This window comes from Streptomyces sp. NPDC126510, from assembly GCF_040302345.1.
Taxonomy (GTDB): domain Bacteria; phylum Actinomycetota; class Actinomycetes; order Streptomycetales; family Streptomycetaceae; genus Streptomyces.
In genome coordinates, this window is record NZ_JBEORR010000019.1 from 84,737 (window position 1) to 107,967 (window position 23,231).

Here is a 23,231-nt window from a genome sequence, read left to right on the forward strand (position 1 = left end):
GATCGATCAGCCCCGGGTCAGCTTCTTGTAGGTGGCGCGGTGCGGACGGGCGGCGTCCGGACCGAGCCGCTCGATCTTGTTCTTCTCGTACGACTCGAAGTTGCCCTCGAACCAGAACCACTTGGACTCGCCCTCGTAGGCGAGGATGTGCGTGGCCACCCGGTCCAGGAACCACCGGTCGTGGGAGACGACCACGGCCGCACCCGGGAACTCCAGCAGCGCGTTCTCCAGGCTGGAGAGGGTCTCGACGTCGAGGTCGTTGGTCGGCTCGTCGAGGAGCAGCAGGTTGCCGCCCTGCTTGAGGGTGAGCGCGAGGTTCAGCCGGTTGCGCTCACCGCCGGAGAGCACGCCGGCCGGCTTCTGCTGGTCCGGCCCCTTGAACCCGAAGGCGGAGACGTAGGCGCGGGACGGCATCTCGACCTGTCCGACGTTGATGTAGTCCAGCTCGTCGGAGACGACGGCCCACAGCGACTTCTTGGGGTCGATGTTCTCGCGGCTCTGGTCGACGTAGGAGATCTTGACGGTGTCGCCGACCTTGATGGCGCCGGAGTCCGGCTCCTCGATGCCCTGGATCATCTTGAACAGGGTGGTCTTGCCGGCACCGTTCGGGCCGATGATCCCGACGATCCCGTTCCGCGGCAGCGTGAAGCTGAGGTCGTCGATGAGCAGCTTGTCGCCGAAGCCCTTGCTGAGGTTGCTGACCTCGACGACGACGTTGCCCAGGCGCGGGCCCGGCGGGATCTGGATCTCCTCGAAGTCCAGCTTCCGCATCTTGTCGGCCTCGGCGGCCATCTCCTCGTAGCGAGCCAGACGCGCCTTGGACTTGGCCTGCCGCCCCTTGGCGTTGGACCGCACCCACTCGAGCTCTTCCTTGAGCCGCTTCTGCCGCTTGGCGTCCTTCTGGCCCTCGACCTTGAGGCGGGCGGCCTTGGTCTCCAGGTACTTCGAGTAGTTGCCCTCGTAGGGGTAGAGGCGACCGCGGTCGACCTCGCAGATCCACTGGGCGACGTTGTCGAGGAAGTACCGGTCGTGGGTGACCGCGACGACGGTGCCCGGGTACTTGGCGAGGTGCTGCTCCAGCCAGTTCACCGACTCGGCGTCGAGGTGGTTGGTGGGCTCGTCGAGCAGCAGCAGGTCGGGCTGCTCCAGCAGCAGCTTGCACAGCGCGACGCGGCGGCGCTCACCACCGGACAGGTTGGTGACGGGCCAGTCGCCGGGCGGGCAGCCCAGGGCGTCCATGGCCTGCTCCAGCTGGGCGTCGAGGTCCCACGCGTTGGCGTGGTCGAGGTCCTCCTGGAGCTTGCCCATCTCGTTCATGAGCTCGTCGGTGTAGTCGGTCGCCATCTGCTCGGCGATCTCGTTGAACCGGTCGAGCTTGCCCTTGATCCCGGCGACACCCTCCTGGACGTTCTCCAGGACGGTCTTGTCCTCGGTCAGCGGGGGCTCCTGGAGCAGGATGCCGACCGTGTAACCGGGCGTGAGGAAGGCGTCACCGTTGGACGGCTGCTCGATGCCGGCCATGATCTTCAGGATCGTCGACTTGCCGGCGCCGTTCGGGCCGACGACGCCGATCTTCGCTCCCGGGAGGAAGCTCGTCGTCACGTCGTCGAGGATCACCTTGTCGCCGTGCGCTTTGCGCGCCTTGCGCATGGTGTAAATGAACTCAGCCAAGAGAAACCGTCCGGCAGCTTGAAACTGGCAGTGGGCAGATACACCCCATCTTGCCGTACCGCCACCCCTGGGTGGAAACGCGTCTGAAGCAAGGGCTGTGACCTGCGGTTTCACCGGGAGCGGCCGGGCCTCTCGGTCACTGCCGGGCGCCAGGGGCCGCCGCGGCCCTCACCACGCGCGCCCGGCACCTGATCGTGATGCACTGGAACATATGGGAGGTGTGCCATGTCAGGTCGCGCTGGTAAGACCCGCAACATCTTTCTCGTCTGGCTGGTCTGGCCGCTGATCACACTGGGGATCTACCACCTGGTCTGGTATTACAAAATCAATCGCGAGGCCCAGGACTTCGATGATCGGATCGAGGCCAATCCGGCCGTGTCGGTGGTCGCTCTCGCTCTCGGCTGGGTGCTGATCGTGCCCCCCTTCATCTCGGTCTACAACACCGGTGTGCGCATAGCCAGGATGCAGCGGTCCGCCGGGCTGGAGCAGGAGTGCAACCCGTGGATCGGCGTCATCCTCTTCATCGTGGCCGGCCTGTATCCGCTCTACTACCAGCACGAGTTGAACCAGATCTGGGCTCACTACCAGACCCCGGCGGAGGGCGAGCAGGTACCTCTCGCGGCCTGACGTGCACCGCGCGCCCGGGCTCTGGCGCGGCGACGGCGGTCAGGGCCCGTCCGGGGCGGCGTTCGCCCGTGTCACTCCCCCGCCGTCGACTCCCTGCGTCGCAGCACGACCAGCGTCGCCCCGCCGATCAGGACGAAGCCGATGGCCACGCCCGCTATCAGGGGTGTGATGGCCGAGCCGCCCGTCTCGGCGAGGTTGGTGTCCGCGGCCGCGCCGCCCACCGTCGCCGGGACCGGCTCGCTCAGGGTCTGGGTGGTCGTGCCGGTGTCGCTGCCACGCGTCTGGCAGTCCAGCATGCCGGTGAAGCGCTTCTCGAGACCGCCGGGGCCGTGGATGGTGAAGTCGTAGGCCTGGTCCTCCTGGAGCGGGACCGTCACCGTACGGGACTCGCCGGCGGCGATGGTGTGCTGCAGCCCGGCCAGTTCGAAGGTGAACGGCTCGTCACCCTTGTTGGACGCGATGATGTCGACGCCGCCCTCGGCGCAGTTCTTCGCCGCCGACAGCGCCGGGGCCGGGCCCTGCTTCGCCCACGTCGCCCCGGCCGTCGCGGACACCGTCGACTCGCTGGAACCGGCCAGGATCTGCGTCTGGCTGCGACTCTCGGAGGCGAAGGCCCGGCCGACGGGCACGGTGGTCGAGGCCTGCACGGTCAGTTCCGACGTGCCCGCCGCCGCGTCCTCGGGCACATCGAAGTACACCTGCCCGCCGTCGGACGTGGAGGTGACGGCCTTGCCCTGCTTGTCGACGACCCGCACCCCGCTCGTGGCGGCGTCGGCGGGCGGGGTGACCGTCGCGCTGCCGGCGTTGGTGCGCACCGTCACCGGTCCGAGCAGCTCGCCCGGCCGGCCGGAGACCGCGGACGGCTCGAGGGTGAGCGAGGCACGGGGCTCGGGCAGGTTGCGGGCCTTCTTGTGCAGGTAGTCCGCGAGCTGCTCGGCCTGCGGGTCGAGGGCGTCGACGGCCACGTCGTCCGAGTACCGCCAGATCGCGACCTGCGTGCCGGCCGCCGCGTCCTGTTCGGTCAGCGCGCCCCGCACGCCCGCCTTGCGTGCCAGCGTCGCGAGGTCGTTCACCTGCGGGTAGGAGTTCTGCAGGATCCAACGGATCTTGCCGGCGTCCTTGTTGGCCCCCAGGGACGTGCCGCTCCAGGGCGTCTCGTGGTACTTGGCGTCCCGCTGCGTGGGGTTGTGGAGATCGACGCAGTACGTCTGCAGCATGCCGCCGCCGTCGACGGACATCTCGAACAGGCCCGCCGAGATCTCCTGGTCACCGGTGCCGGCGTGTATCACCGCCGCGCCGAACGTCTTGAGGCCGCCTATCGTCGCGGCCGCCCCGCCCTGGCTCTGTGTCGTATCGTCGGCGGCCGCCCGGCCGGCACCGGCCAGCCCGCCCGCGGCGACGAGTCCGGACACCACCGTCGCGGTGGCGAGGCGGGCCGCGCCTCGCCTGCGGACGAACAGCTCAGAGAACGAAGCAAACACCAAATTCCCCTTCGAGCAGGACCAGTTGACGTGGGGGGACGGTCCCACCTGCAGAATCAGAAGCCTCACCGGACACAAAAGTCCCGAGAGCCATGTCCGGCATCCTAGGGACGCGGGAGACTCCGCCCGCCGGTCAGACGGTCGGACGAGTGATCCGACTCGGAATCGTTATCGCCAACATCCCCGGCGAGCAGGGCTTATCGACAAATCGCCCCTGGTCGTTCGGTGCGCACTCGCCGATAAGCCGCAGTTCGGGCAGGCCACGGTCCCGCCGCTTGACGTCACGTCAAAACAGCTGTGACCGAGCCTGATTGTGCGCGAGCGGCCGCCCCTTGCTCCGAACCATCCGGCGCCGTCTCCCAGTTGGGCTCGGGCTGCGCCTGCGAGGGTGCGGCGGCCTCGGTCTTGCCCGCGCGCCTGAAGGCCGCGGTGCCCCACGCCAGATCATGACCGATCGCCACCGCGTCGATGTCCGCCGACGTCCAGCTCTGCCCCTCGCGCACGTCGGTCCGCACCTTCAGCCTGCCCTGCACGATCACGGGCTCACCGACCGTCAACGACGCCGCCGTGTTCGTGGCCAGCTGGCGGTTGGCCCACACCGTGAAGAAGTTGGTGTGCCCGTCGGTCCACGTGTTCTTCTCGCGGTCCCAGTAGCGAGCGGTCACCGCCAGCCGGAACCTCGCCGACGGGCCGGACGCCATCTCCCGGTACACCGGCTGCGTCGCAACCCTGCCCACCGCGCAGACCATCGTCTCGTTCATCGCGAACCCTCCCTCGCCCGGATTACGGCTACGCACCGGGCCGACACGCGTACGGGCCCGTCCCGTACGGCTGCGTCTGCCAGACTGCCGCCGCCGGGCCGGGCCCGCTGAGCGCTGTGGACCACCGCCGGCCTGTGGACAACGCCGCCACCCGCAGGGGTGACGGCGGGTGGCTGCCGGGGGAGCGAAGGCAACGCATGGGGTGACGGCGGGTGGGTGCCGGAGGAGCGAAGGCAACGCATGGGGTGACGGCGGGTGGGTGCCGGAGGAGCGAAGGCAACGCATGCGGCCCGTCACAGCCGACTCCTCCCCTCGCCCCCCGGAGCCTTACCGGCCCACCAGGAACGTCACCGCCCCGCTCCCACCACCCTCGCGTACTGCTCCCTGACCTCCCGGTAGCGCAGCAGCTCCGCCGCGACCGGGTCCAGCACCCGGGCCCTGCCGCATCCGGACGCCGCCTCCCGCAATCGGCGTTCCGCCTCCAGGCCGTAGCGCCGGGCCGGGCCGCGGGCCGCCATCCGGCAGCTCCACTCGATGAGCGGACCGCCGACGATGCCGATCACCATGAGCAGCACCGGCACCCCCAGGTTGGGTGACACGACCCCGATGATCTGGCCCAGCAGCCACAACCCGCCCAGGAACTGCAGGATCGTCATGGACGCCTGGATGAGTACGGCCACCGGCCACCACCCGGGCCGTGGCGGCCGCCCCGTCGGCACACCCGCACGCACGGTCAGCTCGTCCAATGCCTCCGGCAGCCCCTGCGAACCTCGCACGGCCGCCTCGCGCACCGCCTGCGCCCAGGGCGCGGGCAGCCCGGCCGACGCCCGGTCGGCCACCGTCCGCACCGCCTGCTCGACCCGCTGGCGGGCGGTCGCCTCCTCGTCGGCCTGCGTGCGCCCGGGGAGCCGTCCCGTGGTGGGCTCGCCGTGGTCCTGGTACCAGCGCCACAGCCGCAGCCAGGGCGTCCCGCAGGCCCGGTTGGCGTTGCGCAGCCACGCCCGCTCGGCCGCCTCGCCCGCCGCCGTGGCGCCGACCGCGTCCGCGAGCCGGTCGGAGAACTCCTCCCGGGCCTGTTCGCTGAGCCCGGTCCGCCGCTGGGTGGCGTAGACGGGCCACAACCGGGCAGCGGCGATGTCCACATCGGCCGAGATACGACGGTTCGGCGCCCCGCGCTCCGAGACGAACTGCCCGAGGGCCTCACGCAGTTCGCCCACGCCGTCCCCGGTGAGTGCGGACAGCGCGAGCACGGTCGTGCCCGGTTCGCCGTACTCCCCGAGGGCGATGCCGTCCTCGTCGAGGAGCCGCCGCAGATCGTCGAGGACCTGTTCGGCGGCTTCCCCGGGCAGCCGGTCGATCTGGTTCAGGACGACGAACATGACCTCGGCGTGGGCCGCCATGGGCCGCAGATAACGCTCGTGGAGGACGGCGTCGGCGTACTTCTCCGGGTCGACGACCCAGATGACCGCGTCGACGAGCGCCAGGATGCGGTCCACGTGCTGACGGTGCTGCACGGCGGCGGAGTCGTGGTCGGGCAGGTCGATCAGGACGAGTCCGCGCAGCGGCGACTCGCCGTCCCCGGACGGCAGCGGGCGGCGGCGCAGCCGGGGCGGGATGCCGAGCCGTTCGATGAGTCCGGCCGCCCCGTCGCTCCAACTGCACGCGATGGGCGCCGCGGTGGTGGGACGGCGTACGCCCGTCTCCGAGATGGTCACCCCCGCGAGCGCGTTGAAGAGCTGCGACTTGCCGCTTCCGGTGGCGCCCGCGATGGCGACGACGGTGTGCTGCCCGGAGAGCCTGCGCCGCGCGGACGCCTCGTCGAGCACCCGGCCGGCCTGCGACAGCGTCCGGCTGTCGAGCCGGGTACGGGAGAGCCCCACCAGTTGGCGCAGCGCCTCCAGCCGGGAGCGCAGCGACCCCTCGTACACCAGTGGGGTCACCGTCGGCGGGACGGCGGAGCGGCTGTCCGTCATGGGGAACCGGCCTCCTTCGGCTGTCTCGTTGACTCGGCGCGCGATGAGCCCGTCGTCCCAGGTCTCGGTGGAGTCGGTGTGCGCCGCGCGTTCACCGTCCGGGGCACTCCGGCCGGCGGTGCCTGCCGTCCTGCGGGCGTCGTCGTCCGGCTGATCGGCGTGCTCGGTGGGGTCCTGGTCGGTGATGGCGGTCACCGGTCACCTCTCCTTCTGCAGTACGGACAGCGCGGCGATGAGTTCGGCCTGTGGCTCGGGGTGGACGTCCAGCGCGTCGAGGGGGGCGAGACGGCGCTCGCGTTCGGCGTGCAGGACGCGGTCCACGTGCTCGGTGAGCAGCCGCCCGGCCCGGTCGCGCAGCCGCAGCGCGCCATGGGCGCCGATCCGCTCGGCGAGCCCTTCCCCGGCCATCCGGCCCCGGCGGCCGCCCAGCAGGGAGGTGGCGACCAGGGCGGCGACCAGTTCGGGGTCGGGCGCGAGGGTGCGGTCGAGTTCGCGTACCTCGTCCTCGGCGTGCTCCTCCAGCTCCCGCCGCCATCGCCGTACGGCCAGCCCGATGCGCTGTTCGGCGCTGTCCGCCCCCGAGTCGCGTGCGGCGAGCTCCGGGGCGGCGGACGCCGGTTCGCGCCGCCAGGCGTCGTCGATGCGCTCGTCGGCGGCGGTGACGGCGCACAGCAGCAGGGCGCTGAGACTCTCCACGAGCGCGTCGAGGAGTTCACCGGCGGTGCAGTCCAGGGGGAAGGCGCGCCATCGCTTGAGTGCGTCCCCGGCGAGGACCGCCCCGCCGTGCAACCGGCCCCGCACGCGCGTGTGCTCGCTGTCGTACGCCCCCTCGACGGCGGAGGTGAGCCGCAGTGCGGCGGCGTACTGCGCGGCGGCGGCACCGGCCAGCTCGGGCATCCGGGACTTGAGGGAGTCGAGGACGCCGTACGCCGTGCGGGCGAGGACCTGCTGCCGGGCCGCGGGATCCTGGGCCTGGTGGATCAGCCAGCCGCGCAACTGGGCGACGGCGGTGGCGGGCAGGAGGCCGCCGCCCCAGGCGGACTCGGGCAGTTCGGGCACGGTGAAGCGCGGCACCTCGCCGAGGCCGGCCTTGGTGAGCAGGGCGCCGTACTGCCGTGACACCTCGTTCACCACCTGGTGGGGCACGCGGTCGAGCACGGTCACGAGGGTGACGTCGTACTCCTTGGCGGTGCGCAGCATGTGCCAGGGGACGGCGTCGGCGTAGCGGGCTGCGGTGGTGACCATGACCCAGATGTCGGCGGCGCAGATGAGTTCGGCGGCCAGGACCCGGTTGTCGGAGACCAGGGAGTCGATGTCGGGCGCGTCGAGGAGGGCGAGGCCGGGCGGGAGGGTGTCGGCGGACTCGACACGCAGCACGCGCGCGGGGTCCTCGCCGGGGAGCAGGAGGTCTTCGGTGGCTTCCTGCTGGGGCACCCACACGCGTGTGAGGTCGGGCAGCACCCTCATCCCGCTGAACCAGTGGTGGTCCTCCGGATGGCAGACCAGCACGGGGGTGCGTGTCGTCGGCCGCAGCACGCCCGCCTCGCTGACCCGCCGCCCCACGAGGGAGTTCACCAGTGTCGACTTTCCGGCTCCGGTCGACCCGCCGACGACGGCCAGAAGCGGCGCTTCGGGGTCCCTCAAGCGGGGCACCAAGTAGTCGTCGAGCTGCGCGAGGAGTTCGTCGCGGTTGGCACGCGCGCGTGGGGCCCCCGCCAGGGGCAGCGGGAAGCGTGCGGCGGCGACACGGTCGCGCAGGGCGGAGAGTGCGTCGAGCAGCTGAGGCCGTACGTCCAAGGTCACCACATGTGAAGAATGCCCAATTTTAGGGGAATTCTGAAGCATATGAGCATGTCTGCGCGCCGACGGAACACAAGGGATGGAAGGGACGACTGGGACACGGGCACACTCCAGGCATAACGAGTGCACAACACCCGATGCGTCTGACGCCAAAAGCGGTGCACGATTCGTACCTGCCTGCGATTATCAGGACCGCTTCACCGAACCTCCACATCGAGCCACGGAGGCGAAGCATCAGGGACAAGGACGCGGGAGCCCTATCCTTGTCCCCGGCAACGTCACGGTTCGGCCCACACCCGGGCACCAGGACAGAGGCCACCACACCCGGCCCCCGTAGCTCAGTGGATAGAGCAGGCGCCTTCTAAGCGCTTGGCCGCAGGTTCGAGTCCTGCCGGGGGCGCAAGTCTCCGCCCTCCCTTTGGGGAGGGCTTTTTGCTGGTCAGGGTGCATGCCAGACAGTATGGCGAGGCCCCGGACGCCCTCCTGATGACTCAAGGGCGGGCTCCGGGGCTGTCCGGCTGTTACCGGGTTTTTGCGGGTGGCCGTGTCGAATACGTGTCGAAGTTCCGCGGGCCGCGAGGTCAGTCGGCGGACGGCCGCTCGGGGAGATCTCCGGCAGCTTCGAGTCGCCTCTTCAGGTCGGGCAGCTGGCCCCTCGACGCAGCGGGCGTAGGTCGCCAGGAGCACGGCAACGCTGTTTCCGGCCCACTCGGCCACCTGGGCGGGTGGGATCCCGTCGTTCAGCCACTTCGTCAGGCGCGTGTTCCGGTTGTCGTAGACGCGCCGTCCCGTGGGTGACTCGAAGACGTACGGGGACAGTACGGCCTTACGCGCACTGCGCCAGGCCCGACGGATGACGGAACCAGCGAGGATGCCGCCCGACTCGCCTTGGAACACCAGGTCACCCGGCTTGAGCTGTTCGTCCTCGATGTGCTGCCGAAGGATTCGGGTCAAGGCGGGATGTCCAGGGACAGTGCGGGTCTCACCCTCCGCACGGCCTTTCAGGTCGCGTTGCTCGTGGATCTCTCCCGTGTCTGTCCACTGCTTTCCGACCTCGGGGGTCGCGGTGTGGAACAGCAGCTCACACCACTGGTCGGCGGCGTCGGGCTCGGGCAGGGTCACGTCCTCTACCCGCATGGCCACGGCTTCCTCGGGACGTGGGCCGCAGTAGTACAGCGTGGCGAAGAAGGCGTGGAGCCGCTTACCGCCCCGTGGCCGGCGCCGTATCCAATCGAGGATAGCCGCCGCCTGCTCCGGGTTCAGCAGGGACCGTTTGTCCACGGCATTCGTGTCCGCACTCGATGCATCGCGGTAAGACTTTCTCTACTTCATCAAGCCCCGGCTGCGCTCCGCTCCGCCGGGCGCGCTTCCCGGCTCCGCTCCGCGCTGCGCTCCTGCCTTCGGCCCGCTCCGCGCGCGCTGCGCCGACGCGCGCCCAGATGTGGATAGGGCCGGTGGCCATGAGTCGATCACCGCATAGAGCGGCCTGCGGTCAAGGCAATGCCTCCGGCGGGGGACCGGCCGGCACCGGGATGGAGGGGGCGCCGCCTCCGACTGCGGGTCCGTAGATGGCGTGCGCGGGGAGCTCCCACCCGTCCGCCATCGACCCAGGCAGAGCCGAGCAGACGCGGCCCAGGGGCGTCAAGGTCGTTCGTACAGTGGCGCGCTCCACCTTGACACCCCTGAACCACGCCCGCTCCACGGTGTGTGGGTCGACGGCGGACGGGATGGGAGCTGGGGTGAGTGGTGGGTTGAGGTCATGGTCAGCTGACTCTCCGCAGCGAAGGAAACTACGTTCAGGGGCGTCTAGACCCCCTAGTCGGATCCTTACGCCTGGACTCCGCGTAGATGCGGCTGGTGTCAGCGACGACCTCTCCGGACAACTCATCGACGATGTTCTCGCCAACGAATCTGATGTTCACACCGATAGCATCCATATACGCTCGCAAGGTAGGGAACATCAAGTCCGGGTACATCGCTTCGATCCGGCTGACCTGCGCTTTCGATACGAACATCTTTTCCGCAACCTGAGCCTGTGACAGGCCGGCTCTCCTGCGAAGGACAGCAAGCGTCAAATGTTCTGAAACGTTCTCGAAGACTCCCACGTTCCCCCCCAGCACCCCAGACAGAGCCAGAATTGTAGACGTTGAGGAGGGGAGTGGGTTGCGCTCCCTAGGTTTCCCGCAGTGTGGCCAAGAATGCGGCTGGCGGACGCCCCTACAGGGTTCTGTAGGGGCGCAGGCACTGCTCCATGGCCGGGGCGTCTGTGGGCCGTCTGACATCGGCCAACGCCGACAGACGACGACAGTCGACAACCCTCTCCCTACCCAGAGACCACGCGTTGAGTACTGCCGCAGGTGCGAACCCCAGCACGTGAGTTAAGGAACTAGCGGGCATCGACAACGCGGGTGTCACCGAAGGTCGTACTCTGGTCACGCCGATGACCACCAACACGAGGGGGAGTTGTACGTGAACTGCCCCTCGTGTGCCGCACCCACCAGCGTCGTCGCTGTCGAGGCAGACGAGCAGGGATCGACGATCCGAAGGCGCCGGAGGTGCTCTGGCTGCGACCTGCGGTTCAGCACCCTGGAGCACTACGAACTGGTACCTGTCGTTCAGTCGGGTATTTGCGTCCCCTACTCCCGTTGGTGGGTGATCACAGGGGTGCGAGCCGCATCGCAACGACAACGCCAGGTCATGGATGCTGCTGCCCACCGGAGACGGACAAGAGGCAGCTCGCTTAACCCACCGCACAGCCATCACCTTGGCCAGCACCAGCCGACAGAGCACAGCGAACGAGGCGCGACGTCGCCTTACTCGCTGGTGCTTGCTTCGGGCCGGGGCTGCGCCAGTGTCATGCCTTCCAACTCACGACTTTGCATGTGAGGAGCGCGATGCGCGGCCGGCCCCATGGCGCATCCACGCCCACGTGTGGTCACTTGTTCGCGATCTCTCTATCAACATCCTCAGCGGAGCCTTCATCAGCCTGGTTGGCGCAGCGGCCCAGCGAATGCGACGTCGGCGAGCGGAGACTGATCGCAGAGCCGTGTCCGGCGAAGCCGAATGACACCGGCATCGTCGGCCGTAGTCCCTGTCCGGCAAACCGTCAAGAAGCCCGCTGATGTCTGACACCAGCGGCTGACACCAACAGGCACGGACAACCGCGACCTGTGCCGAACGTCGACGACCGATCAGCCGATGATTCCAGCTGGTTGACCAACGTCGCTGGCCCTCAGTGATCGACCTGATAAGGATGAGGCCAGACCTCAAAGCCTGCATCCAGCGCGGGCGCCGTCATCACTTACGGCTGGCGCCCGTCGGCTCAACTCAGCCATTGAGTTCCACCGACCTCATTCCATGCAAGCCCAGCCGGTGGTACAAGGGAGCTTCCGTTGTGGCTATCAGCCGCGGGGGTGGATGGGGGCAGCATGAAGTGTCAGTGTAGCCAAGGCCATAGAGGCCGCAAAGCGCATCGGTGTGAGGGAGACGGCACCAGCCGCATCGCAGGGAAGTGGTGGTGCCTCCCGTGCCTGAAGGCCATGAGGCCCCAGCCGCCTCGCGATCCAATACCGCCGAGCCAGGCCAGGCGTCGTAAGCGCCGGGTACCGACCGGCAAGCCACCGGTCTCATCGGTCGGCACTCTCTGGGCCCACGACGTCACGTCGAAGTCTTCGGGGACTGCAAAGCGCCGGCGCCGCAAGCCGCAGGCGTAATCAGGCTGAGGACAGCACGAGAGCGTGTGCCTATAGCTCGCATCTAGGAGTCATTCGACCGCATGACCTCCTGCGCCGCTTCCACAAACAGGGCTTGATGCATCGTCCAGCTGTCAGTAAGCCCTGCACTCTCCTCGAATAGGTCTGTAATCGTCCGGGCGTACTCCGGATCCGGCTCGCCGTCGACACCAGAGTTCATTCGATGCATGGCAATGGCCGCCGTGAGGCGAATCGTGAGAGCGGACGTCACACGGTCCGCCAGCTCTGCGACGTTGGGCGGGCCAAGGATGTCGATACGGGAGCTCCAGCGAGACATGACGCGTGCAGACTCGGCGGCGGCCGCGAGATCCTCATCGCCATCAAGCGCCATAAGGCGAACAAGCTCGCCGTAGGTGTCTTGGAAGTTCTGGTAGGCCTCTAGTCGCTGCTGTCGTAGCCAGTGATCATGTTCGGCTGCCGCTTGATCCTGCACCTGCTGACGAGTCGCCTGCGCAGATCTCTCAGCACCAACCTTGGCCCCCCAGACAGCTGCAATACCGCCGACCACGGCACCGACTAGCCCGAATCCGGCCGCGATCAATGCGGCTATACCTTGATCCATGTCCTCATCGTGCCCGTAGCGACCGGAACTGCGTTGCCAGTATGGTGCTCCAGCTTGCTTTCCTGGGCCGTCTGTGGTCCGTGCGGGGGCGCTCACCAACGGCAAACGCTGACAACGGACGACAGCGAGGACTGCCGGGGCGCAAGTCTCCGCCCTCCCGTTCGGGAGGGCTCTTGCTGGTCAGAGCACGTATAGCCGGAGGCAGAGAAGCGCCGGACCCTCCCCGACTGACCCTTGGGAGGGTTCGGCACTGTCCGGCTGGCACCGGGTTTCTGCGGGTGGCTGCCCTGAAAACGCGGAACGGTCGCAGCTACCTTCAGACAGTTCACGACCTGACGGCGGACCCAGGGATGGGCCGACCCACAGAATCCAACTTCACCCGCTGACTCGACTGCCGGCGAGCTTCAAGATCCGTGTCACTGACGGGTGCCCCGGCGCGACGCGCGTGTCCTGGGTTGCCTACGGCCTGGGGACCCACAGCCGTGGAGGGGCACGATGAGCACCCGTAGCCTTTGAGACCAAGTTCGGCGGCACCCCTTCCCCCGACTCGCCTTCCGGCATGCGCCCGCAGCCACGCCCCCAGGACACGAGCCCGAGTCGCAACGTCGCAAATGGTGTGACAGAATTTATCTTATAACCTCCGAAGAATCCACTTGCGGGCGGTCAGAACGGGCGGCCGGAAGAAAGTAAAGCCTAGCTTTGGAATAGTCACAGCACTGCCTCATGAGTTCGCGGCCATGAAGGTCATGCTTGACGACGTGAAGCCGCCACTCAGGCAAATGAAAGGCGACCCAAATATTTACGTGCGAGGCAATATCACCGCCAAGGACAGGAAAGGTTCCACCCCAGTCGTCCTAACCCTGCTTCACGGAACAGGAAATAATCGAGCAACAGAGTCGGCAACGCACCTACTGCGAGCCTTTAAGGTCGATTACTTGCTTATGGTGGGAATAGCCGGAGGAGTGCCGAACCATAAAAATCCCGAGAAACACGTACGCCTTGGCGATATCGTCGTTTCAGATAGCATAATACAGCATGACTACGGTAAATTCACCGATGGGCCTTGCAGCCAGTGCTTCTGTCGCGTCCAGCATCACCTCGACTGCTGGCCATGGTGAGGTACCTTGAGGCGGAGAATATCGCCGGACACGCGCCATGGGAACAGCATATTTCCCGAGCGCGGAGTCTCAAAAACGCCACACGCCCACCCGACACGGCAGACAATCTCTACGACCCGAATGATCCACATGGGAAATTGCCCCACCCGGACGACATGAACAGAAAGCCCAATCACCCAAGGGTCCATCACGGCGCAATAGGATCCGGAAACTCCGTCGTAAAGGACGCCAAACATCGTGACTCTCTGCGGGATAAGCTAGGCATTCTGGCCATAGAGATGGAAGGTTCTGGCATCTCAGACACATCAGGCGGGAAGTACCTTGTTATTCGCGGGATTAGCGACTACTGCGATGCACACAAGAATGACGACTGGCAGCGTTATTCCGCGGTCGCAGCGGCAGCTTACGCGCGATCGTTGATCGAACTATTCTGATGATATTGCCGACCGACAAGGCCGCGGACGCCGCACCCCAAGCAACAAATAGAGCGGGGAGCAGCGGGCAATCACGGTGAAAGCAGCTGAGCCAGACGAGGTCATGGCTCAGCCATTAGTCCAGGTCAGCGCCCAGTCCGGCTCCAAATGATCGCAGCTTCCCAAGCTGAGGGCTCAGGCATGTCAGCACGTGCCGGCCGTCGTGGCTTGCTCTCGTTGACGGCACATTCAACATGGTGAAGGTGGGGGTGCAACGAGGCATACGCGCGCCCGGTCGGTCGACGCACCCGCCATCGTGGCTGACTGTCGTCGGCTGAGCCTGCCACAACCGTGCCAGACGCATCTGTGCGGCCCGGCTGGCGCGGCTTGATCTGGTTGAGAAACCGGCAGTGTGTTGTTGAGGGTGGGCGGCGGCGAACGCACACGCCTGGTCGGTTGGCTGGCCCTCCTCGTGGCTGAATGTCGTCTGCTCGAAGTCGCGCAGAGACTCATCGCCAAAGCTAGGCGGAGCGGTACCTGGGCGTCTTAGGATCCGAGGGCATCGGTACGGATCTACGGGGGTAACGTGGAACCCACAGCCATCGGCGCCCGACTCGCCTCGGCCGCCATCGGACCTCTCGTCAGGAAGCTGTTCCTCACCGAAGGTGCCGGAGCGGGTCTCGTCGACAAGCCGATCCGCATCTCCAGCTATGTCTCCTTCAAAGGCGAGAAGCGCGCACTCACCGAGTCCGACGTGCGTGACCTCGCCGCCAAGCTAGTGCGACAAGCCCTGCGCTCCGGCGAACGCCCTATTCCCAATGACGAGCAGCAAGCCGTAACCGATGCCCTCGCCACCACCCTCCACGCCCTCGGCGACCTAACCCTCACTGACCTTGAAGCCGTAGGTCTTGGCCACAAGGCATTGGCGCAGGAACTGCGTGGCGCGAGCGGCAGTCCTGAGCGTCACCTCACGGCCGACGCCACATACTTCTACGAGGGTCTGCTCGAAACCGCATGCCTCCATATCCTCAACTTCTTCACGCAACGCTCGACCTTCGTCGCCCACACCCTGGTCGTACAGACCCGCGCGATCGACGATCTCATCGCGAAGGTCGATGAGTTGATGCGTCGAAATCCCTTGCCCGGTGGCGAGGACGCCGCATTCGAACAGGCGTACCTGGAGCACGTCTCCAAGAAGCATGGCAAGCTCACGATCTACGGGATCGATCTCAACAATTCCCCGAGACGGTGGCCGTTGGACGTGGCGTACCTGAATTTGGAGGCATCACCGGTGTCGGGGCGCCGGCGGGCGGTGACATGGGTCCATGCGGCCCAAGAAAGGGATCCATCGACGTTCCCCCCGCCCCGCCGTCACTCCGCTCTCGCTACACCGACAGCGCGGGGCACTCTAGACGATCTCATGTTGTCCGGCGCGGGGGAATTCAGCGGAGACCTGGACAACCTCCTGCCGTTCACGGAAGAGGTAGGGCCCCGTCAGGATGAAGAGACTTACGCCGCCAGGCTGTGGCTCACCGACAACTCTGATGGGCGTGCTCATGTGATCCGCGACCCGCTCGCGACGCAGCCCGCGGACCAAGCCCTGGCAGCCAGCCACCGCGTCCTCCTCCGCGGCGAGGCCGGCTCAGGCAAGACCACACTCGTCCAGTGGCTGGCTGTCGCCGCTGCCAGCCAGGACCTCCCCGATCGCATGGAGTACCTCTACGACCGCATCCCTTTCGTTCTGCCCCTCCGCACTCTCACGCGCCACGGTGAGCGCCTCCCGGCGCCCACGCACTTCCTCTCTGCCACTGGCTGCCCCCTCGCTGGCACACAGCCCGACGGTTGGGAGAACCGGGTCCTCGTCGCTGGGCGCGGCCTCATCCTCATCGACGGCATCGACGAGATTCCCGACCGCGAGCGCGAGCGAACCCGGAGGTGGCTGTTGGAGCTGATCGAGACGTACGACCGGGACAACCGATGGCTGGTTACCTCCCGGCCATCGGCCGTGGGCCAGGACTGGCTCTCTGAGGACGAGTTCCTTGAGCTGGCGCTGTCTCCTATGGGCCCCACGGACATCGCTACCTTCATCACTCATTGGCACGACGCCGCACGGAACGATGGCGACGACGCTGCCGATCTCGACAGGTACGAAGGTCAACTCCTCGCCGCTGTCCAAACCGAGCCCGACCTCGGCCGCTTGGCCACGAACCCCCTGATGTGTGCACTCATCTGCGCCCTCCATCGGGACCGACGGGGCTATCTCCCCCATGGCCGCAAGGACCTCTACGAAGCCGCGTTGTCCATGCTGCTCAGTCGACGCGACCGGGAACGGGACATGACGGGGCCCGAACTCCGCGAGGAGCCCCAACTTGATCTGCTCCAGCGACTCGCCTACTGGCTGATCAAGAATGGCCGTACCGAGATGGACCGTTCCCGCGCAGAGGACATCATCACTCGGGCTCTCCCCGCAATTCCCGAAGCTGCTGCTTTGGGTGATGCGCCTGCTGTCTTCGACCACTTCCTCCAGCGCAGCGGCCTCCTCCGTGAACCTGCTCCCGATACGGTGGACTTCATCCATCGCACCTTCCAGGACTTCCTCGGCGCTCGGGCCGCCGTCGAGGAAGCCGACTTTGGGCTCCTCGTCGAGCACGCAGCGGACGACCAATGGGAGGACGTGATCCGAATGGCGGTCGCTCTCGCCCGGCCCCGGGAACGCGTCACGATCTTCCAGGAACTCATGGCCCTGGGGGACCGCACTTCCGATAGACGCGTCCAGGCGCGCATCTACCTACTCGCCGCGGCCTGCCTGGATTACGCGACGTCCCTCGAACCTTCCGTACGCAAAGACGTCGAGCAACGCACCGCCACCCTGATTCCCCCGGGCAACGAGGAGGAGGCACACGCCCTAGCGGAAGTAGGCCCCTTAATCCTCCGCCTCCTCCCCAGCCCCGAGGAACTCGCAGACGCAGTGACCGCCTATAACGTGACCATCGCGGCTTCCAACGTCAAGTCCGAGGCTGCCATCGCGTTTCTGTCCCAGTTCGTCGATCACCCGTTCCTCCCGGTCCGGGCCCAGCTTCTTTGGGCCTGGCCTCGCTTCGACAGCGCCCAGTACGCGGAGGAGATCATTGCGCGCTTGGACTCGAGCGCCCTCACTTACACCATCCAGTCCGACGACCAGCTACATCACCTGAGCCGCCTGATGCTGCAGCCAGAAATTCTGGACATCAGGGCGGGTGTATCCCTGAGGGCGTTCGCGTCATACGCCTCTAACCACGCGTTCGCACAACTCACGCTGTCGAGCACTGAAACGCCCGACTTGGAATTCCTGGCCGCGCAAGCAGAATTGACGTCACTCGTCATCAACGATTGCCCCACCCTCGAGGATATCTCCGCGATCAGTGGACTCCCGATTCAGCATTTGGACATCACCATTGTCAGTTCGAGCATCGACCTGCGACCGGTTTCACAGTTGTCGGACCTGGAATCGCTGGTCATCAGCGGCCCATCCAGCCTGAGCTGGTCCACGGAGCATCTTCCGATCCGTGCTCCGCTGTGCAGCGTGCGCGTGTCGGGCGGGGCAAGGCCGCTGCGAAGCCTCCAAGGGCTCAGTCGTTTTTCCCAACTCGCGGATCTCGGACTCAACCATGAATCTAGCCCGGCTTCCGCCGATGACTGGCGGGAGATTTCCGGTCTGCCATCGCTAGTTGGCCTCAGCGTGAGCGCCGCGTCATTCGATACTCTGCCGCCAAACGAGGTTCTGGCGAACGTCACTAGCCTGACTCTCAGCGGGGGCCACGGGGAACGAGTCATTCAAGCGGCAGTTAATCGACTAGCCGATTCCTTTCCACGGCTACTCTCCTGTGAGTTCACAGGAGACATGACGGCGGAAGGTCACATCGACATTGCACCATTGGCTGAACTACGCGACCTGCGAGACGTCTACTTTGCAGCGGGCTCTGATCGCATTCAAGGCATTGGTGCATTGCCCTCATCGATGAACCTGCGGGTCTCTGCGATTCCTGATCCTCCAAAAGGAAAATAGGGCAGGCGCAGTCCACAGCGACGACCGAATGGAATGGCAGGCTCCTGCAAGTTTCGTCGAGGCGCTGCTCGCGCTCGGCTGCTCCATACAGCCAGCTACCGGGCCCCTGCGGTGCTAGAAGCATTCAGCGCAATCTCCAACAGACAAGCAGAACCCTGCCGGGGCACTCTCCGAGGGTCAGCGCATATCATGCGCTGACCAGGGAAAATGTCGTTACGCGAGAACGGAATCCAATATCTAGCGCCCGGCTACGTCGAGGATCGCAAGCAGGGCCATGTGAGGTACTACCGTGATCGCCTCGTCCAGCAAATGCTCCACGGCGTTAGCCGATGAGGAGCTGTCAATGTCAACGATCTCAGCCCAAGACTCCGGCTCATACCGCGCCAGGATCGACAGCCCGAAGAGCGCCGCCCACCACGCCAGGAGTGGGTGTACGGGACTGCGCATGTTGCCAAGAGCGGGGAATGCGTAGGCATCACTTGGGCCTCGGTAGAGCGTCGCACGCTGCAAGGCCTCAGCTCTGTCCTCCCCGGGCTTCACAGGCACTGTCAGAGCAGAGGGCAAGAAGATCTCCAACTCTTCCTCTGCTCCATTGCCACGCTCGCGCCACAGCATCGTGTCCGGCGCGTCCGGCGTATGAGACCAACCCGCCAAAGAGGGATAGTTTGCTAAGAATCTATCTACAGTCGAACGGTCTACTTCTGACAGGCTGCGCACCTTGCGGGGCACCGGGTAAATCGAGAGCCGACACCACATCTCATCCCCTCGATGGATCAAACCTCCGGGAGTGAAATGCATGACTGGCAGGCCCTGCGCTCTAGGGAGTGGGACTCGTTGCGTTTCGGGGATGAGGCGCCACAGGTCACCGAGCTGAACGGGCACCTGCGGCTCCAGCGTGTCAACCCCTAGCGCACGTGCTACGCCAGCCAAAGATCCCTTAGCAGTTGGGATGACCTCAACGAGCACCAGCCCCTGGCTCGCGTCGATATTCCGTGTCCCGATCCCATGCCCCTTCAGTCGCCACTCGTCTTTTCCAAGCAAAGTCGACGCAGCAGCGATGGCCCTACCGAATTGCGACAGGGCATAGAAAATCTGCACTGGCCGCGTCGCCGGACCAGCGTTAGCCGCGGCCTCGGTGAACTGTTCTGCTTGTTCGAGCGCAGCCACAAAAACGGCCCGTCGAGCGGCTTCTGCGGATGCTGGTCCGCCTACTCCTACACGAAGCCCTCTCAGGTCACGCCAGACCTCCTTGGCGGGCGGCAGGGCAAGGTCCCTATAGGTGACCACGAGCCTCCTCAAGTCTCCAGTTCAGCAGTGGCGGCGTCCGGAGCAAGAACGCCCGTTACTAGCACGCTGCCGCGCGGCACGCCGGTGTGTCCAGCAGTTAACTAGAGTCCCTGTCCGCCGCCGCACCAGTCCACAACAGCAGCCGGATCAGGGATCGTGTCGAACTCCAAGGGGTGGTCACCAAGGGCACGCCAGATGAAACAAGGAGCCCCGGACCGTCTCCAAGGCTCCTTGCCGCACTACAAACGGCTGCCGCTCAGTTCCCTCAACGGCGCCCAGGCGCGACCGGCTCGCGTCCACGGCTGGTTGCTACGCGCAGCACGTCCCGCAATGCGCTGGTCAACTGGGCGGCGAGAAGGTGCAACTCCTCCAGGTCTTCGGTGTCGTCGTCGAGTACCTGACGTGCATGCTCAAGCAGCTGGGATGCCATCCCAAGCTGGAAAGCCTCGATGTGGTCCGCCAGGCGGGACACGTAGCCCCCATGGTCACCAGTGCTGAGATAGCACGGCTTGCCGTCCGGCCCCGCCCATGGGAGGAGCCTCAGTTCATCCTGTGCCGTCATCCTTTTACTCGCCCCTCGGTGGCCTCGAGGTCAGGCGCCGGCGTGCCGCTCGATTTCGAACCCCTCGCTGCGTCGCCTCCGGGCCGAGACTGGTCAGATGGCGAGTGGCACAGGCAGCCGCAGGCCTCGTAGATCAAGGGGAGGTCGACCGGCGCCAAATCCGGAGTGGACTCCGCGCAGGCCGGGTGCGTGCCAATCTGGCAAGCAGCCGAGCGGTACGAGGTGGCTGAGGTGTCCGGGCCGAGAGCCTGCCGCCGCAAGGACGTCACTGAACCTCCAGGAGAGTCGACCGGGCGTCGGTCGACAGGTAGGGAGCAATGACGACCGTCGGGCGCCGTCGGGTGCGGCCTTCTCTCGCCAGCACATACGGACGGACGAGTGCACTGTCCTCGCCCCTGAGCAATTGCCGATGGCTCGGCTCGTTGACGGCCTGCGCGAGGGCGACTGTCGGCTCGTCAGCGGATGCCGGGGAATCGGCGGCGATCATCGGTGGCCGCGAGGGCCTTAAGGTGCGGCGGTGCCTGCCCTTGGGGACATGCCGCGCTCTGGCGAGGGCAACGGCGCGACGGATACGGTTGAGCATGCTGGTCAGCTCCTATCGCTGATGGCTCGGTCCCCCGACATCGCCCGTCGCGGGGACCGCTTTGCGTACGACCGCCCAGAGGGTGCGGTCGTTCAGGCTGGTGGCTAGCAGCCCGAATTGATCGGCCTCGGCCACCGCTTCCAGGACCTCCCGCCATAAATCGACGGAGAGAGACTCCGGCACTGCTGCTTCGACCGACGTGTGCCGGTCGTGCTCCTCAACGCGCGCGGGAAGCCCGAGGTCGGACAGCCGGGCAGCGATGGCTGCCACGCGAACTCCCGAAGCGGGCACAGGGCAGCCTCCGTCACCGACTATCACTTTGAGTGAAGCTAGTTAACTAGATTAGAGCTAGTGGACTAGATTTTCCATATGCCTGAGCAGCCGCCCTATCTCCGCATCGCCGACGAACTCCGGCGGCGGATCGCGGAACACGTATGGGAGCCCGGGGACCGCCTGCCGTCCCGCGCTCAGATCGGCCAGGAGTGCGGGGTGGGCGAGAACGTGGTCCGCCGGGCTCAGGAGCTGCTGATTTCCCAGGGTGTGCTTGAGGGGCGCGCAGGTTCGGGCACGTACGTCGCCGAGCCCCGACAGCGGGTCCGGGTAGTCCGGTCATCGGCCCGGGAGCAGCCCAGCGGATCGCCCTTCCGAGCGGACATGAAGGCGGTGGGCAGGCAAGGAGATTGGGAGAGCCGGACCGAGGCCAAGGTGCCGGCTCCGGCAGACATCGCAGCGCGGCTCGGCATCGCCGAGGGCGGCCTGTGCGTCAAGACGTCGTACGAGTTCCTGGCCGATGGCAGGCCGGTGCAGCTGTCGACGAGTTGGGAGCCGTACGACCTCACCGCCGGCACTCTCGTCGTTCTCCCCGAGGGAGGGCCGCACGCTGGGGCGGGAGTCGTGAACCGTATGGCTGCGATCGGCGTCACCGTCAGCCACGCAGTGGAGCAGCCGGAGCCGAGGCAGGCGACCGCCGAGGAGGCGTCACTTCTCGGTATCCAGAAGGCCGCACTCGTTACGCACATCCGGCGGACGTACTACAGCGACGACGGACGCCCCGTAGAGACAGCGGACATCGTGGTGCCTGCCGCTCACTGCGAGATCGTGTACGAGATCCCGATCAACCGCTAGCTTCCCCCACGGGGCGACCTCCGGCTCGACGTGCCGAGTAGGGTCCCCTTCTCCTGATCACGTCGACAGCAGAGAAGACCTGGCAGCCTTCGTTCGTTCCTTGCGTCGCAGTCATGCTCCGGACGGAGGCTCATGGGAGAACGCGGACCTTCCGAGCTTCCTGGACGCTCTGGCCGCCTGGATGGATGACGCGGACGGCTGGTACCGCCACACCGGCCGGGAGTTGCCGCCTGGCGGCGACTGGGCATTCTTCGCGCGAGCTCTGCAAGCAGCGACGACGTACGAGTAGCCCGAGCCGCGTCGAATGCGTGTCGAAGTCCAGACGATGACGCGTGCTGCACGGTAAGAGAAGCAGGTCAGCAGCGGTACGACACCAAACCCACCAAGCGCCTTCTAAGCGCTTGGCCGCAGGTTCGAGTCCTGCCGGGGGCGCCACCTCCTACCAGCAATAACGGTCCCAGCGGGATTTCCCCTCCAGGCGTTTCGTGTCTGTGACGGCAACGCTGACGGCAACGGCCCCTCACCTGTCGGCCAGCAGGCCTCCCCGCTCGTCCAGGGCAGCCCGGTCGTGGGTTCAATCCCGCCGCCCCGACAGTGAGGTACCAGGTCAGGGTCCGTGGGATCAACGGGTGCGTTGTCGTCGTACGATCGCGCCCGCCGCCTAGTGCCCCTCGAAGAAGCCAGACTTCAGGTCCCCGATGACGGCGTTGAGTGGATGCCCACTCACGATGAACGGTGTCGTCGACGCTCATTACATAGAGGCATACTGCTGTGCGAAGCGAGGCAGTAGAGAGTTCCAGCGGGTCTGGACTCAGTGACCGGGTTGGACCACCACTTTAGGGGCGAGGTTGGGCAATCGTGGGCGGCACATGGGGATTCTCTGCCTTGCGCGTCGGCTGTCGGCACAGCCCTGGTGAACCCCGGTTCCCCGTGAGTCCCCGCATGTTCTGGCACGAGAGTGGCGCGGCCCCTCGCCTGAGATCTGATGCTGACTGCCACTGTTCGCGATTGTCGGTGCCAGCCGCTGGTGTCAGATCTCGTCCATGCTCCCCGGGCCTTCGACGCATTTCCCGCTCTCGTCCACTACGTAGATGACGTCACGGGTCCCCATTGCGCCCTCTCCCTTACCAGGCTCGGGGTCGATGAATGGGCAGACCGACTCCACTCCGCGGACAACGACCTTGTACGTCGCGGGCCACGCGCGTCCCTCGGTCCACCCCATGACCGAACCGCCGCTCCCGCCGGGCTTTCGGTCAGGTTCCCCTTCGACCACAACCCCGAGCTTCCCGCACCCTGGACAACCGAACACGTGGGCATCCCAGGCCGACTCGTTGACCACGTGCACCGGTAGTCCTTTGTCATCGGAACTGCCACACCCCGTAACGGAGACGGCGACGATGCCGAGCGCGAGCAGCAGCGAAATGCGCGGCCGCTTCATGCGCCGACGGGACGCGGTGTCGGGACAGCCTGG

At 66.4% G+C, this 23,231-nt stretch carries 19 protein-coding genes and 2 tRNA genes; 9 read left to right on the top strand and 12 right to left on the bottom strand.

Annotation, left to right across the window (positions count from 1 at the left end; all coding sequences use genetic code 11):
* Positions 1-6: 6 nt before the first annotated feature.
* Positions 7-1,671, bottom strand: a complete 1,665-nt coding sequence (gene ettA, locus ABTX60_RS25805; protein WP_352099377.1) for an energy-dependent translational throttle protein EttA — start codon at positions 1,669-1,671, stop codon at positions 7-9.
* 225 nt (positions 1,672-1,896) lie between these two features.
* Between ettA and ABTX60_RS25810 the strand changes: the two genes are divergently transcribed.
* Positions 1,897-2,298: a DUF4234 domain-containing protein gene (locus ABTX60_RS25810; RefSeq protein ID WP_352099378.1), complete on the top strand. Its 402-nt coding sequence runs from the start codon at positions 1,897-1,899 to the stop codon at positions 2,296-2,298.
* Between the two features lie 71 nt (positions 2,299-2,369).
* Here the strand turns inward: ABTX60_RS25810 and ABTX60_RS25815 are convergent, their stop codons facing one another.
* From ABTX60_RS25815 to ABTX60_RS25830, 4 genes are all read right to left on the bottom strand, one after another.
* The gene (locus ABTX60_RS25815; protein ID WP_352099379.1) at positions 2,370-3,779 is read right to left on the bottom strand and encodes a Cys-Gln thioester bond-forming surface protein; all 1,410 of its coding nucleotides are present in this window, start codon (positions 3,777-3,779) and stop codon (positions 2,370-2,372) included.
* Between the two features lie 281 nt (positions 3,780-4,060).
* On the bottom strand, positions 4,061-4,540 hold the full coding sequence (locus ABTX60_RS25820) for a single-stranded DNA-binding protein (protein WP_352099380.1): 480 nt from the start codon (positions 4,538-4,540) through the stop codon (positions 4,061-4,063).
* A gap of 347 nt (positions 4,541-4,887) precedes the next feature.
* A complete protein-coding gene (locus ABTX60_RS25825) occupies positions 4,888-6,708 on the bottom strand; it encodes a GTP-binding protein (protein ID WP_352099381.1) in 1,821 nt (606 codons plus the stop codon).
* Positions 6,709-6,711: 3 nt separating this feature from the next.
* Positions 6,712-8,319, bottom strand: coding sequence for a dynamin family protein (locus ABTX60_RS25830; RefSeq protein ID WP_352099382.1), 1,608 nt, complete (start codon positions 8,317-8,319; stop codon positions 6,712-6,714).
* 321 nt (positions 8,320-8,640) lie between these two features.
* On the opposite strand from ABTX60_RS25830, the gene ABTX60_RS25835 reads away from it, so the two are divergent.
* Positions 8,641-8,713 (top strand) — tRNA-Arg (locus ABTX60_RS25835).
* Between the two features lie 1,396 nt (positions 8,714-10,109).
* Here the strand turns inward: ABTX60_RS25835 and ABTX60_RS25840 are convergent.
* On the bottom strand, positions 10,110-10,595 hold the full coding sequence (locus tag ABTX60_RS25840; protein WP_352099383.1) for a helix-turn-helix domain-containing protein: 486 nt from the start codon (positions 10,593-10,595) through the stop codon (positions 10,110-10,112).
* Positions 10,596-10,782: 187 nt separating this feature from the next.
* Here ABTX60_RS25840 and ABTX60_RS43255 point away from each other — a divergent pair, with 187 nt between their 5' ends.
* Positions 10,783-11,199: an NrdR family transcriptional regulator gene (locus tag ABTX60_RS43255; protein ID WP_502992389.1), complete on the top strand. Its 417-nt coding sequence runs from the start codon at positions 10,783-10,785 to the stop codon at positions 11,197-11,199.
* Positions 11,200-12,069: 870 nt separating this feature from the next.
* Here ABTX60_RS43255 and ABTX60_RS25845 read toward each other — a convergent pair.
* Entirely contained in the window at positions 12,070-12,627 is a 558-nt protein-coding gene (locus ABTX60_RS25845) for a hypothetical protein (protein ID WP_352099384.1), read from the bottom strand.
* A 653-nt stretch (positions 12,628-13,280) separates the two neighbouring features.
* Here ABTX60_RS25845 and ABTX60_RS25850 point away from each other — a divergent pair.
* The 3 genes from ABTX60_RS25850 to ABTX60_RS25860 all read left to right on the top strand — a co-directional run bounded on the left by ABTX60_RS25850 (position 13,281) and on the right by ABTX60_RS25860 (position 18,203).
* Entirely contained in the window at positions 13,281-13,745 is a 465-nt protein-coding gene (locus ABTX60_RS25850; RefSeq protein WP_352099385.1) for a 5'-methylthioadenosine/S-adenosylhomocysteine nucleosidase family protein, read from the top strand.
* 155 nt (positions 13,746-13,900) lie between these two features.
* Positions 13,901-14,179, top strand: coding sequence for a phosphorylase family protein (locus tag ABTX60_RS25855; RefSeq protein ID WP_352099452.1), 279 nt, complete (start codon positions 13,901-13,903; stop codon positions 14,177-14,179).
* Between the two features lie 565 nt (positions 14,180-14,744).
* The gene (locus ABTX60_RS25860; protein ID WP_352099386.1) at positions 14,745-18,203 is read left to right on the top strand and encodes an NACHT domain-containing protein; all 3,459 of its coding nucleotides are present in this window, start codon (positions 14,745-14,747) and stop codon (positions 18,201-18,203) included.
* A gap of 237 nt (positions 18,204-18,440) precedes the next feature.
* Here ABTX60_RS25860 and ABTX60_RS25865 read toward each other — a convergent pair whose 3' ends face one another.
* From ABTX60_RS25865 to ABTX60_RS25880, 4 genes are all read right to left on the bottom strand, one after another.
* The gene (locus tag ABTX60_RS25865) at positions 18,441-19,490 is read right to left on the bottom strand and encodes a YaaC family protein (protein WP_502992395.1); all 1,050 of its coding nucleotides are present in this window, start codon (positions 19,488-19,490) and stop codon (positions 18,441-18,443) included.
* Positions 19,491-19,755: 265 nt separating this feature from the next.
* Positions 19,756-20,052: a hypothetical protein gene (locus ABTX60_RS25870; RefSeq protein ID WP_352099388.1), complete on the bottom strand. Its 297-nt coding sequence runs from the start codon at positions 20,050-20,052 to the stop codon at positions 19,756-19,758.
* A 265-nt stretch (positions 20,053-20,317) separates the two neighbouring features.
* A complete protein-coding gene (locus ABTX60_RS25875) occupies positions 20,318-20,635 on the bottom strand; it encodes a hypothetical protein (protein ID WP_352099389.1) in 318 nt (105 codons plus the stop codon).
* Positions 20,636-20,647: 12 nt separating this feature from the next.
* Positions 20,648-20,926, bottom strand: coding sequence for a hypothetical protein (locus ABTX60_RS25880; protein ID WP_352099390.1), 279 nt, complete (start codon positions 20,924-20,926; stop codon positions 20,648-20,650).
* Positions 20,927-21,004: 78 nt separating this feature from the next.
* Here ABTX60_RS25880 and ABTX60_RS25885 point away from each other — a divergent pair, with 78 nt between their 5' ends.
* From ABTX60_RS25885 to ABTX60_RS25890, 3 genes are all read left to right on the top strand, one after another.
* Positions 21,005-21,760: a GntR family transcriptional regulator gene (locus ABTX60_RS25885; protein ID WP_352099391.1), complete on the top strand. Its 756-nt coding sequence runs from the start codon at positions 21,005-21,007 to the stop codon at positions 21,758-21,760.
* Between the two features lie 79 nt (positions 21,761-21,839).
* Complete coding sequence (locus ABTX60_RS43260) at positions 21,840-22,049, top strand: DUF7660 family protein (protein WP_502992396.1); 210 nt, start codon at positions 21,840-21,842, stop codon at positions 22,047-22,049.
* Between the two features lie 64 nt (positions 22,050-22,113).
* Positions 22,114-22,195, top strand: a tRNA-Arg gene (locus tag ABTX60_RS25890).
* Positions 22,196-22,790: 595 nt separating this feature from the next.
* On the opposite strand, the gene ABTX60_RS25895 is transcribed toward ABTX60_RS25890, so the two are convergent.
* Positions 22,791-23,198 carry a hypothetical protein gene (locus ABTX60_RS25895; RefSeq protein WP_352099392.1) on the bottom strand — a complete coding sequence of 136 codons (408 nt, stop codon included), beginning with the start codon at positions 23,196-23,198 and terminating at the stop codon, positions 22,791-22,793.
* Positions 23,199-23,231: the final 33 nt, after the last annotated feature.

Bases quoted from the DNA above. Each gene is read 5' to 3' on its own strand.
- ABTX60_RS25845 (WP_352099384.1), bottom strand. From the start codon at position 12,627: ATGGATCAAGGTATAGCCGCATTGATCGCGGCCGGATTCGGGCTAGTC.
- ABTX60_RS25870 (WP_352099388.1), bottom strand. From the start codon at position 20,052: ATGACGGCACAGGATGAACTGAGGCTCCTCCCATGGGCGGGGCCGGAC.
- ABTX60_RS25855 (WP_352099452.1), top strand. From the start codon at position 13,901: ATGAACAGAAAGCCCAATCACCCAAGGGTCCATCACGGCGCAATAGGA.
- ABTX60_RS25810 (WP_352099378.1), top strand. From the start codon at position 1,897: ATGTCAGGTCGCGCTGGTAAGACCCGCAACATCTTTCTCGTCTGGCTG.
- ABTX60_RS25840 (WP_352099383.1), bottom strand. From the start codon at position 10,595: ATGTCAGACGGCCCACAGACGCCCCGGCCATGGAGCAGTGCCTGCGCC.
- ABTX60_RS25820 (WP_352099380.1), bottom strand. From the start codon at position 4,540: ATGAACGAGACGATGGTCTGCGCGGTGGGCAGGGTTGCGACGCAGCCG.
- ABTX60_RS25885 (WP_352099391.1), top strand. From the start codon at position 21,005: ATGCCTGAGCAGCCGCCCTATCTCCGCATCGCCGACGAACTCCGGCGG.
- ABTX60_RS25895 (WP_352099392.1), bottom strand. From the start codon at position 23,198: ATGAAGCGGCCGCGCATTTCGCTGCTGCTCGCGCTCGGCATCGTCGCC.
- ABTX60_RS25875 (WP_352099389.1), bottom strand. From the start codon at position 20,635: ATGCTCAACCGTATCCGTCGCGCCGTTGCCCTCGCCAGAGCGCGGCAT.